The sequence below is a fragment of the Dechloromonas agitata is5 genome (assembly GCF_000519045.1).
In the GTDB taxonomy this organism is placed as follows: Bacteria; Pseudomonadota; Gammaproteobacteria; order Burkholderiales; family Rhodocyclaceae; genus Azonexus; species Azonexus agitatus.
On record NZ_KI912532.1, the window covers coordinates 53,055 to 65,070 of the forward strand.

At 62.9% G+C, this 12,016-nt stretch carries 12 protein-coding genes; 11 read left to right on the plus strand and 1 reads right to left on the minus strand.

Annotation, left to right across the window (positions count from 1 at the left end; all coding sequences use genetic code 11):
* Positions 1-178 precede the first annotated feature (178 nt).
* Positions 179-1,327 carry an ABC transporter substrate-binding protein gene (locus tag K420_RS0100260; protein ID WP_027456280.1) on the plus strand — a complete coding sequence of 383 codons (1,149 nt, stop codon included), beginning with the start codon at positions 179-181 and terminating at the stop codon, positions 1,325-1,327.
* A gap of 150 nt (positions 1,328-1,477) precedes the next feature.
* Positions 1,478-2,626: an ABC transporter substrate-binding protein gene (locus tag K420_RS0100265; RefSeq protein ID WP_027456281.1), complete on the plus strand. Its 1,149-nt coding sequence runs from the start codon at positions 1,478-1,480 to the stop codon at positions 2,624-2,626.
* Between the two features lie 54 nt (positions 2,627-2,680).
* Here K420_RS0100265 and cysS read toward each other — a convergent pair whose 3' ends face one another.
* A complete protein-coding gene (cysS, locus tag K420_RS0100270) occupies positions 2,681-4,051 on the minus strand; it encodes a cysteine--tRNA ligase (RefSeq protein ID WP_027456282.1) in 1,371 nt (456 codons plus the stop codon).
* A gap of 105 nt (positions 4,052-4,156) precedes the next feature.
* Between cysS and K420_RS0100275 the strand changes: the two genes are divergently transcribed.
* The 9 genes from K420_RS0100275 to K420_RS0100315 all read left to right on the plus strand — a co-directional run bounded on the left by K420_RS0100275 (position 4,157) and on the right by K420_RS0100315 (position 12,012).
* Positions 4,157-5,287 (plus strand): nuclear transport factor 2 family protein, encoded by a 1,131-nt coding sequence (locus tag K420_RS0100275; protein ID WP_027456283.1) that lies wholly within the window; start codon positions 4,157-4,159, stop codon positions 5,285-5,287.
* A complete protein-coding gene (locus K420_RS0100280) occupies positions 5,284-6,582 on the plus strand; it encodes a L,D-transpeptidase family protein (protein WP_232422705.1) in 1,299 nt (432 codons plus the stop codon). The genes K420_RS0100275 and K420_RS0100280 overlap by 4 nt, the downstream gene beginning before the upstream one ends.
* The gene (locus tag K420_RS0100285) at positions 6,582-7,154 is read left to right on the plus strand and encodes a peptidylprolyl isomerase (RefSeq protein ID WP_027456284.1); all 573 of its coding nucleotides are present in this window, start codon (positions 6,582-6,584) and stop codon (positions 7,152-7,154) included. Before K420_RS0100280 ends, K420_RS0100285 begins: the two co-directional genes overlap by 1 nt.
* Positions 7,155-7,164: 10 nt before the next feature.
* Positions 7,165-7,662, plus strand: a complete 498-nt coding sequence (locus K420_RS0100290) for a peptidylprolyl isomerase (protein WP_027456285.1) — start codon at positions 7,165-7,167, stop codon at positions 7,660-7,662.
* Positions 7,659-8,384 (plus strand): UDP-2,3-diacylglucosamine diphosphatase, encoded by a 726-nt coding sequence (locus tag K420_RS17710; protein WP_035854325.1) that lies wholly within the window; start codon positions 7,659-7,661, stop codon positions 8,382-8,384. Before K420_RS0100290 ends, K420_RS17710 begins: the two co-directional genes overlap by 4 nt.
* 8 nt (positions 8,385-8,392) lie before the next feature.
* Positions 8,393-10,207, plus strand: coding sequence for a DNA helicase RecQ (gene recQ / locus K420_RS0100300; protein ID WP_232422707.1), 1,815 nt, complete (start codon positions 8,393-8,395; stop codon positions 10,205-10,207).
* A gap of 139 nt (positions 10,208-10,346) precedes the next feature.
* A complete protein-coding gene (locus tag K420_RS0100305; protein WP_157274947.1) occupies positions 10,347-10,739 on the plus strand; it encodes a hypothetical protein in 393 nt (130 codons plus the stop codon).
* Positions 10,740-10,750: 11 nt separating this feature from the next.
* On the plus strand, positions 10,751-11,362 hold the full coding sequence (locus K420_RS0100310; RefSeq protein ID WP_027456288.1) for a DUF2238 domain-containing protein: 612 nt from the start codon (positions 10,751-10,753) through the stop codon (positions 11,360-11,362).
* Between the two features lie 89 nt (positions 11,363-11,451).
* Positions 11,452-12,012, plus strand: a complete 561-nt coding sequence (locus K420_RS0100315) for a carboxymuconolactone decarboxylase family protein (protein WP_027456289.1) — start codon at positions 11,452-11,454, stop codon at positions 12,010-12,012.
* Positions 12,013-12,016: the final 4 nt, after the last annotated feature.

The following is a 12,016-nucleotide window of genomic DNA, read 5'->3' on the forward strand; positions in this document are numbered from 1 at the left end:
GCCAGGCAACACACCAGGCGCCCCGCGAGCAATCCCGGGGCGCTTTTTATGGCCGAGACGACGGCTGCCCCTCGCATTCCGGCACAGCAAGCGGCTTTTCAGCGCCTTTTCGTGACAACAGCAAGCATTTCCGCCCATATAATGGGTGGATTCTTCCGGCCTCGATAGCGAGAAACTCATGAAAGCGATTCGCCACATCCTGTCCGCCTGTCTGATCGGCATCGCGGCCTTGCCTGCCGCCTTTGCCGAAACCGGCGTCACCGACACCTCGATCAGCCTTGGCATGTCCGTCCCCTTGTCCGGCCCGGCCAGCGCTCACGGTCAGGAGCTGAAGAATGTCATCAACGCCTACTTCGAACAGGTCAACAAGAACGGCGGGGTGAACGGCCGCAAGTTGCAACTGACCGTTCTCGACGATGCTTACGATCCGGAAAAAACGGTTGCCAATACCAAGACACTGATCGAAACGAACAAGGTTTTCGCGCTGATCGGCTACTACGGTTCGACGGCGATGACCGATGCCATGAACAAGGTCTTCGGCCCGGCCAAGGTGCCGCTGATCGGCGGCATTTCCGGCGCCATGTCGCTACGCCAGCCGCCGGCCGGCAACCCGAACAACCGCTACCTGTTCGTCCAGCGTGCCAGCTATGCCGATGAGGCCGAGGCGATCGGCACGCAGCTGGCCACCCTCGGCCTGAAGAACATTGCAGTCTTCTACCAGAACGACGGTTTCGGCAAGGCCGGTCTCGAAGGCCTGACCCATGCGCTGAAGAAACACAACCTGACCCCCTCGGCAACCGCCAGTGTCGAGCGCAATTCCGAGGATATCGGCAAGGCCGTCGAAGCCATCGCCAAGGCCGCCCCGCAGGCAGTGGTCATGGTTACCCTGTACAAACCGACGGCGGCGATGGTCAAGGCCCTGCACAAGCTCAACCAGAACCCGATGTTCATGACCCTGTCGCCGGTCGGCGCCGAGCAACTGACCCAGGAACTGGGTAACGATGCCCGTGGCATCGGCATCTCGCAGGTCATGCCCTACCCGTGGAACGACACCCTGCCGATCGCCAAGGAATACCAGCATTTCGTCGGCAAGCAGGGGACGTACTCCTACACAGGCATGGAAGGTTTCATCATCGCCAAGCTGGCCGTCGAAGCCTTGCGCAAGGCCGGTGGCAAGGAACTGAGCCGCGAAAAGCTCGTATCGACGCTGGAGGGGATGAATCAGGATTTTGGCGGCTATCGCGTCAGCTTCGGGCCGAATAACCATGCCGGCTCGCAGTTCGTCCAACTGACGGTGATCGGCGCTGGTGGCAAGCTGATGAAATAGCTTTTCCGGCTGAACGGAAAACGGGCTGGCGCCATGGGGGCCAGCCCATTTTTTGTGCAACGGCGGTTTTTTACTGTAAGCCAGTCGTCAGGAAAGCACACCATTGTTCACCGTGCCCCAATCCACTTCCAACATAAGGCACCGGAGACAATGAGATCATTTCGTAACGCACTTTTCGCCAGTTTGCTGGCGTTGGGCCTGAGCCAGGCCCACGCCGACGACGGCGTGACCGACACCAGCATCACCCTCGGCATGTCCGCCCCCTTCACCGGCCCGAACGGGCTGTACGGCATGCAGATGCGGGAGGCGATGACCGCCTATTTCGACCAGGTCAACAAGGCCGGCGGCATCAACGGCCGTAAGGTCGAACTGATCACCATCGACGATGGCTATGAAACCGATCGCACCCTGGCCAACACCAAGGCACTGATCCAGGACAAGAAGGTCTTCGCGCTAACCGGCTATTACGGCTCAACGCCGACCACCGAGGCAATGAACAAGGTCTTCGGCCCGGCCAAGGTGCCGCTGATCGGCACCATCTCGGGCGCCGGCAGCCTGCGCGAGCAGCCCTCCGCCAACCCGAACAACCGCTACATGTTCAACATCCGTGCCAGCTATGCCGACGAAGCCGAGGCCATCGTCAGCCAGATCATCGCGCTGGGCCTGAAGAACATCGCGGTCTTCTACCAGAACGACGGCTTCGGCAAATCCGGCCTCGACGGCGTCACCAACGCACTGAAACGGGCCAACCTGGCGCCGGTCGCCGTCGGAACTGTCGAGCGCAACTCGGTCGATGTCACCAAGGCCGTCGAAGCGATCAGCAAATCGACGCCGCAGGCCGTGGTCATGGTCACCCTGTACAAACCGACTGCTGCCTTCGTCAAGGCCATGAAACAGATCGGCCAGTTCCCGATGTTCCTCACCCTGTCGCCGGTCGGCGGCGAGGTGCTGGCCCAGGAACTGGGTAACGACGCACGCGGCATCGGCATCTCGCAGGTCGTGCCCTATCCATGGAACGACACCATCGGCGTCGTCCGCGAATACCAGAAGCTGCTCGACAAGCAGAAGGACAAGTTCTCCTATTACGGCCTGGAGGGTTACATCACCGCCCGCCTGGTCACCGAGGCGCTGAAGAAGACCGGCAAGGACCTGACCCGCGAAAAGCTGGTCAGCACCATGGAAGGCATGCAGAATTTCGATCTGGGCGGCTTCAAGGTGAACTACGGCCCGAACAGCCGCCTCGGCTCACGCTATGTCGAATTGACGGTCGTCGGCGCCGGCGGCAAGGTCATCAAGTAAGCATTTCCGTCGCCACCCAGCAAAAGCCCGACGACATCGTCGGGCTTTTGTCATTCAGGCACGCCGCCAAGTGGTGCCTTGCGGACTGTCATCGAGGACGATGCCGGCCGCCTTCAATTCATCGCGGATACGGTCGGCCTCGGCGAAATTACGCGCTTTCTTGGCCGCTGCACGATCTTCGATCATCTGCGCAATGGCTGCCTCGTCAAGCCCGCCAGCAGTGGCGCCCCCCTGCAGGTAAGCCATCGGCTCGCGTTCGAGCAGGCCGATGACGCCCCCCAGGGCCTTGAGCAGACCGGACAACTCGGCGCTCTTCTGGCGATTGGCTTCGGCGGCCAGTTCGAACAGCACGGCGATGGCGCCATGCGAATCGAAATCCTCGTTCAGCGCCGCGGCGAAACGAGCGGCAAAGTCGCTGCTCCAGTCGATGGCGACAGCTGCCGGCGGCACGTCGCGCAGCGTGAAATACAGGCTGTCCAGGCTGCGCTTGGCGTCCTCCAGGTGGGCATCGGAATAATTCAGCGGACTGCGGTAGTGGGCACGCAGGATGAAGAAGCGCACGACCTCGGCGTCGAACTGTTCGAGCACGGTACGGATGGTGAAGAAATTACCGAGCGACTTCGACATCTTCTCGTTATCGACGCGCACGAACCCGTTGTGCATCCAGTAATTGACGTAGGAGCAGCAGTTGGCCCCCTCCGACTGGGCGATCTCGTTCTCGTGGTGCGGGAACTGCAAGTCCTGGCCGCCGCCGTGGATATCGAAATGATTGCCGAGCAGGGTCGAACTCATCGCCGAGCATTCGATATGCCAGCCCGGCCGGCCCTCGCCCCAAGGCGACTGCCAGGCCGGTTCGCCCGGTTTGGCGTGCTTCCAGAGTACGAAATCAAGCGGATCCTGCTTGGCGGAATCGACCTCGACCCGCTCGCCGGCGCGCAGGTCATCGAGCGACTTGCCGGACAATTTGCCGTAGCCGGGGAACTTGCGCACTGCGTAATTCACGTCGCCATCGGCCGCCTGATAGGCCAGGCCGTTGTTTTCCAGCTTGCGAATGATGTCCTGCATCTCGACCACGTATTCAGTGGCGCGCGGTTCGTGGTCCGGGCGCAGGACGCCGAGCGCGTCGGCATCCTCGTGCATGGCGGCGATGAAACGGTCAGTCAGCTGCTGGATCGTTTCACCGTTCTCGATGGCGCGCTTGATGATCTTGTCGTCAATGTCGGTGATATTGCGGACGTAGGTGACGTCGTAGCCGGAAGCCTTCAGCCAGCGGTAAACCATGTCGAAAACCACCATCACGCGGGCATGGCCGAGGTGGCAGTAGTCATAGACGGTCATGCCGCAGACGTACATGCGAACCTTGTTCGCTTCGATGGGGGTGAATACCTGTTTTTCGCGCTTCAGCGAGTTGTAGATCTTTAGCATGCCGGGAGGTTTTCTGGACAGCGCCGGGACGCTCAAAACTATGGATTCACCGGCGTTTTTGATAGAATCGAAGGATCGTATAACCTCGAAAAGTATAGCATAGCGATGACCTCGATCCCCCTGCCCCGGCCCCGTTTCAAGCAACTCAAGACGTTGCGCGCACTGGCGATCGGACTGGCCATCGGCTTTGCCGCCCCCGCCTTCGCGGACAACCTGCCTGAGGTGCAACGCCTGATCAAGCAGGGGCAGTATCCGCAGGCCATGGAGAAGGTGGACGCCTACCTGAGCAGCCGTCCGAAGGATGCCCAAGGCCGCTTCCTGAAGGGCCTGATCTATACCGAGATGAACAAGCCGGCCGAGGCCATCGCCGTGTTCACCAAGCTGTCCGAGGATTACCCCGAGCTGCCCGAGCCGTACAACAACCTGGCCGTCCTGTACGCCCAGCAGAAGCAGTACGACAAGGCGCGCACGGCGCTGGAAATGGCCATCCGGACGCACCCGTCCTACGCCATTGCCTACGAAAACCTCGGTGATGTCTATGCCAAGCTGGCCAGCCAGGCCTACGACAAGGCCCTGCAACTGGACAACTCCAACGCGGCGACGCAGAACAAGCTGGCCCTGATCCGCGACCTGATCACCACCTCCGGCAAGGCCAACGTCAAGCCGCAGGCTGCCGCACCGGCTGCCGCAATACCGGCCCCCGCGGCCGCGCCTGCGCCGGCCGCTCCGGTCACCGCCAAACCAGCCGCCCCCGCCACGGCAACGGTCGTCGCCGCCACCCAGGGTGCTGCCGCCGTCGCGGCACAACCGGCCAAGCCGGCACCGGCCGCTGCTCCGGCGCCCACGCCGGCACCGGTCGCAGCCGCACCGACCCCGGTCAAGGAAGCCACCAACCCGGCCAGCGAGGATGTCGTCAGGGCCGTCAAGGCCTGGGCCGACGCCTGGTCGCGCAAGGATATGAAAGCCTATCTCGGCGCCTATGCCAGCGATTTCGACACACCCAAGGGCATGAGCCGCAAGGCCTGGGAACAGGAGCGCGAACAGCGCATTGCCGGCAAGGGCGGCAAGATCGCCGTCACCGTCGACAATCCGGTGGTCACCATCAACGGCGACAAGGCGACCGCCAAGTTCCGCCAGCACTACAAGGCGACCGGCCTGTCGAGCACGACCTCGAAGACACTGGTGCTCGTCCGCTCCGGTAGCAAGTGGTTGATCAAGGAAGAAAACGCCCGGTGAGGTTGAAGATTCGCCACCTCCTGCTGGTGCTGGCGGCGACCGTCACGGCGGGGGCCATCGCCAAGTTGTCCGACAAGCCGCATGAATCGCAACCGGGTAGCGCCGCCTCGGCGCTCTCCGCGCCGGTCGCGCGGACAGCCGCCGATGTGCTGGCTGCCCAGGCGCCCTTCGCCTCGGTTGTCGCCGAGGCCGGGGCCGAGGGAACGCTGGCCCGCATCTTCGCCGAAATCGAAGCCAATCGCCTCGACAATGCACTACACCTGACCGAGGCGCTGCTCCGCCAGTACCCGAACTATCGCCTGGCCAACCTGATCAAGGGCGACCTGCTGCTCGCCAAAACCAAGCCGATCCAGACCTTCGGCGCCCTCGGCCAGGCACCGGCCGACAAGGTGGCCGATCTGCGCGCCGAAGCCCTGGTCCGCCTGAAAGCCTATCGCGAGAAACCGTCCACCGAATTCGTGCCGCGCTACCTGCTGCAGATGCAGCCGGAACAGCACCATGCCATCGTCGTCGACACCCAGCGCTCGCGCCTCTACCTGTATGAGAACGACCGCAGTCAGGACGGCCGCCCGCGCCTGGTCGCCGATTACTACGTCACGCACGGCAAGCTCGGCGCCGACAAGTTCGTCGAAGGCGACAAGAAGACACCGATCGGCGTCTATCACGTCACCGCCAACCTGCCCAGGCAGAAGCTGGCCGACCTCTACGGCAGCGGCGCTTTCCCGCTCAACTACCCGAACGAATGGGACAAGCGCCAGGGACGCGGCGGCAGCGGCATCTGGCTGCATGGCACGCCGTCTGACACGTTCGCCCGGCCGCCACGCGCTTCCGACGGCTGCGTCGTACTGACTAATCAGGACCTCAACCTGGTCGCCCCCAACCTGCAGGTCGGCCTGACGCCGGTGATCATCAGCCCGACGATCGAATGGCTGTCGGTCGACGACTGGGCCCGGGAGCGCAAGGAAATCAAGACCGCCATCGAGCGCTGGCGTGCCGACTGGGAAAGCCGCGACACCGGCCGCTATCTCAGTCACTACTCGAAACGTTTCAAGGCCGGCAACCAGGATTTCGACGTCTTTGCCGCCCAGAAGAAACAGGTCAATGCCAGCAAGGAATGGATCACGCTGAAGATCGATAACCTCTCGGTATTCCGCAATCCGGGCAAGGATGAGGTCGCCGTCGTCACGTTCGAACAGGACTATCGCAGCAACAATCTGGATAACCGGATGAAAAAGCGCCAGTACTGGCAACGCGAGGATGGCCAATGGAAAATCATTTACGAAGGAAGCGCCTGATGTTCAAGAAAATTTCCCTGCTCGCCGCCGGCCTGCTCGTTTCCGTTGCCGCCTGGGCGGCGCCGACTGTCGAAATGACCACCAACCTGGGCAAGATCACGCTTGAGCTGTTCCCGGACAAGGCGCCGAAGACAGTCGAGATGTTCCTCTACAACGCCAAGCACGGCTTTTATGAAGCGACCATCTTCCACCGCGTGATTGACGGCTTCATGATCCAGGGCGGCGGTTTCAACTCGTCGATGGAAGAGAAGAAGACCCGCACGCCGGCCCTGCCGAACGAGGCCAACAACGGCCTGACCAACGATCGCGGTACCGTCGCCATGGCCCGCACCCAGGATCCGCATTCCGCCCGTGTCCAGTTCTTCATCAACCTGAAGGACAACACCTTCCTCAACCACCGTTCGCCGGCCGACGGTCGCACCTGGGGCTACGCCGTATTCGGCAAGGTCGTTCAGGGCATGGACGTCGTCGACAAGATCGCCAAGGTGCCGACCGGCAACTTTGGCTATTACGAAAACGTGCCGACCACCCCGGTCGTCATTCAGGACGTCAAAGTCATTTCCGAAAAGTAAGGATTCACTCATGTCGCAAGTCAAGCTGACCACCAACCAAGGTGACATCACCCTCAAGCTGGATGCCGAGAAGGCGCCGAAGACCGTCGCCAACTTTCTGGCCTATGTCGAAGCTGGCCACTACAACGGCACCATCTTCCATCGCGTCATCAAGAACTTCATGATCCAGGGTGGCGGTTTCGTCCAGGGCATGGACCAGAAGCCGACGCAGGCACCGATCGAGAACGAGGCGGCCAACGGCCTGAAGAACAAGCGGGGTTCGATCGCCATGGCGCGCACCAACGACCCGCACTCGGCAACGGCCCAGTTCTTCATCAACGTCGTCGATAACGATTTCCTCGATTTCCGCGCACCGTCCGGCCAGGGCTGGGGCTACTGCGTCTTCGGCGAAGTGACCGAAGGGCTGGACGTGGTCGACAAGATCCGTGCCGTCGCTACCGGCAACAAGGGTTTCCATCAGGACGTGCCGAAGGAAGACGTCGTGATCGAGAAGGCCGAGATCGTTTGATCCTCTTCATCTCCGATCTGCATCTGTCGCCCCGGTCACCCGGGGCGACTGCTTTGTTCCTCCGCTTTTTGTCGGGCCGCGCCCGCCAGGCCGAGGCCCTGTACATCCTCGGTGACCTCTTTGAAGTGTGGGTCGGCGACGATATCGACGACCCTTATCACAACCGGATTACCGCCGCCCTGCGCGCGGCGAGCGACGCCGGGTTACAGATTTTCGTCATGCACGGCAACCGCGATTTCGCCCTGGGCGAGGAATTTGCCGCGAGGGCCGGGGTTCGCCTTTTACCCGACCCCTACGACCTGATCCGGCCGGAATGGTCTTTCGTCCTCTCGCACGGCGATGCGCTATGCCTGGACGACCAGGCCTATCAGGCCTACCGTGCCAAGGTACGCAATCCGGAATGGCAACGAAAAATGCGCGCCAAGCCGCGCTGGATGCGCGATCTGCTCGGCCGCTACATCCGCTGGCGCAGCGCCCGCCGCAAGCAGGCCAACCGGGGGTACGATGACCTGCAGGCCGCCGCGACGGAAGACCTGTTGCGCGATCATGCCTACGCCACGATGATCCACGGCCATACGCACCACCCGGCAACCCATGACCATTTTGTCGACGGCATCCATGTCGAACGCTGGGTACTCGCCGACTGGCACGAGGATCGCGGCGAAGCACTGGCCTGGGATGGCGAAACACTGCGCCGCGAAGCCATCCTGCCCGAAAGCTGACCCCTAACGTGCCCACCCCATCGAGCGCCCTCGGCATCCTGCGCGATGTCTTCGGCTACCCGGCTTTCCGCGGCGAACAGGCCGACATCATCGGCCATGTTGCCGGCGGTGGCGACGCCCTGGTCCTCATGCCGACCGGCGGCGGCAAGAGCCTGTGCTACCAGATTCCCGCCCTGCTCCGTCCGGGCTGCGCCATTGTCGTCTCGCCGCTCATCGCGCTGATGCAGGATCAGGTCGATGCGCTGACTCAGCTCGGCGTCAAGGCTGCCTGCCTGAACTCGACACTCGACTGGCGCGAAGCCCAGGCCGTCGAACAGGCAATGTTCAGCGGCAATATCGACCTCGTCTATATCGCCCCCGAGCGCCTGCTGCTCGACCGCACGCTGGCCTTGCTCGATGCCCTGTACGAAGCCGGCAAACTCGCCCTGTTCGCCATCGACGAAGCGCATTGCGTCTCGCAGTGGGGCCACGATTTCCGCCCGGAATACCTGCAACTCTCCGCGCTGCACGAACGCTACCCCAATGTTCCACGCATCGCGCTGACAGCCACGGCCGACCAGGCGACGCGCAACGAAATGCTGCAACGCCTCGGCCTGAGCGACGCCCGCGTCTTCCTGTCCAGTTTCGACCGCCCGAACATTCGCTACACCGTGGTCGAGAAGGACAACGCCCGGAAGCAGCTGCTCGGCTTCCTGGCCGGTCGCCAGGGCCAGGCCGGCATCGTCTATTGCCTGTCGCGCAAGAAAGTCGAGGAAACGGCCGAGTGGCTGTCGGCCCAAGGCTATCCGGCGCTGCCCTACCATGCCGGCCTGCCGGCCGCCGAGCGGGCCGCCAACCAGCGCCGCTTCCTGCGCGATGAGGGCCTGATCATGTGCGCCACCATCGCCTTCGGCATGGGCATCGACAAGCCGGATGTCCGCTTCGTCGCCCACCTCGACCTGCCAAAGAGCATCGAGGCCTACTATCAGGAAACCGGCCGCGCCGGCCGCGACGGCGAACCGTCGGAAGCCTGGATGGCCTACGGCATGCAGGATGTGGCGCTGCAACACGCACGCATCGCCGAATCAGGCGCCGCCGAAGGCCAGAAGATTCTCGAATCGCAGCGCCTGACCGCCCTGCTCGCCTACTGCGAAGCGCCCCGCTGCCGGCGCCAGGTGTTGCTCAACTACTTCGGCGAAGAACGCGCGCCCTGTGGCAACTGCGATGTGTGCGACAACCCGCCGGAATTGTGGGACGGCACGCAGGCGGCCCAGAAGGCGCTGTCGGCCATCTTCCGTACCGGCATGCGCTTCGGCGTCACGCATCTGATCGATGTGCTGCGCGGCAAGGCGACCGACAAGGTCACACAGTGGAACCACGATCAGCTACCGACCTTCGGCGTCGGCGCCGATCTCGACGACCATGCCTGGAAAAGCGTTTTCCGGCAGCTGGCCGCCGCCGGGCTGGTCCATGTCGACATGGCCGAACACGGTGCCCTGCAACTGACCGAGGCGGCACGCGAAGTGCTCAAGGGGCAGCGTAGCGTGCAACTGCGCCGCCCGGCCAAGCGCAAATCGGCACCGAGCAAGACCAGCCGCGCTCCGCTCAGCGACCTCTCGGTAGCCGACGAGGCCCTGTTCCAGCTGCTGCGCCAATGGCGCGCCGACACCGCCCGTGAGCAGGGCGTCCCGGCCTACGTTATCCTGCACGACAAGACGCTGCGCGAACTGGCCGAAGTCCGCCCGGTCAGCCACGGCCTGCTGGCCGGCATTACCGGCATGGGCAGCGCCAAGATCGAGCATTACGGCGCGGAGTTGCTGGAACTGATTCGCAACGAGGTTTGAACCTTGAAACCTCAGCTCACCGCTGATCCTTCGATGGTTGGCAGCACGAGCACAGGCCTTTGTACCTTCGCGACAATTCTCCCGTTGGGAGCCAGCTCTACGCGGCCAGCTGAGGGTTCAAGGTTGAACGGGTTTGCCGATGGTCTCGCCCACTGACCAATCGACAGACTGGCTGAAAGGCATGCTGACCGTCGCCGTCCTGCTTGGCCTCGGCACGCTGATCGGCCTGCTGTTGCTCTACGGCCAGCAACGCCCCCGGGCGGCGATTGCCGACTGCCGGGCGAGCAACGCACCGCTCATCCCAGTCAGCGGCATCCTGCGCCAAGCCGGACCGGATTACTACCTGGAGGCCGACGGCCGTTGGCATCTGCTACAGGCCAAATGCGGCGGCAAGGCCAGGCAGGCCTGCCTGGCGGCCAACAACCATGCCGAGGAATGGCTGGACAGGCACCTTGGACAGCCGGCCAGCGCCCACCTCTGCGCCCAAGGCGTTGTCGACTACACTGTCGCTGAACGCCGTTTTTTCCGCTGAGCGCCCCCGCCATGCTTCAACGTCCCCTACAGGCCAGCCTGATGGCCATTGTCGTCATTGCCCTGCTCGTTTCCGGCATCGCCCCCACCGAGCGACTGACCTGGCTGATGGAAGTCGCCCCGGTGCTGATCGCACTGCCCATCCTGATCGCCACCCGCCAGCGCTTTCCGCTGACCGACCTGCTCGCCGTCCTGATCGCCCTGCATGCCCTGGTGCTGATCCTGGGCGGAGCCTATACCTATGCTCACGTGCCACTCGGCTTCTGGCTGCAGGACATCCTCGGCACGCTGCGCAACCCCTACGACAAGATCGGCCATTTCATGCAGGGCTTCGTGCCGGCCATGGTTGCCCGCGAAATCCTGCTGCGCGGCGATTTCGTGCGTGGCCGCAGGATGCTGGCCTTCCTGTGCATCTGCGTGGCGATGGCGATCAGCGCCTGCTACGAGTTGATCGAATGGGCCGCCGCCATCGCCCTCGGCCAGGGGGCTGACGAATTCCTCGGCACGCAGGGCGACGTGTGGGATACGCAATCTGACATGTTCATGGCCCTGATGGGTGCCAGCAGCGCCTTGGCCCTGCTGACCGGCTGGCACGACCGGCAAATCGCCACCCGCCGTCGCTAGCGGCCGGCCTCCGGCAAGGTGATGGCTTTGGCCGGTGAATAGTGGGAGAATAATTATAAATTCTCCAAATTTTGCAGTAATACAACGGCATGCAACGTTACGTCCTCACCGGCTACACCGCCGCCAGCCCGGAAACCCGGGCGGTCTACGACGATTTCATGAAGCAGACCGGCGCCATCTCGGTTCCCATCTGGCTGCAGAGCCTCGGTCATAACCCGGCGCTGGCCCGCGCTTATTGGGAGCGTGCCAAGGGAACCCTGTTCGCCGGGTCACTGCCTTTGCCGCTCAAGGAAATGATCGTCTTCGTCGTATCGGCCCGGAACGGGGCGCGCTACTGCTCGGCCTGCCATGCGCAGAGCGTCCTCAGCCTGGACAAGAGCCTGGCTTTCGAGGACCTGAAGAACCTGGCGAGCGCCAGTTCCTCGCTCGGATTGCCGGCTTATTACCGGACAGTCGTCGATTTCACCCTCAAGGTGACCGCCAACCCCAACTGCGTCGAGGACGAGGCGTTCGAGGCCCTGCTCGACGAAGGCTTCAGCCGCGAGGAAATTTGCGAAATCATCGCCGTGATCGATCTGGCGACGATGTTCAACGTCTACACCAGTACCCTGCGCCTCGATCTCGACCCGGATTACGCAGCCATTCTCTGATTCA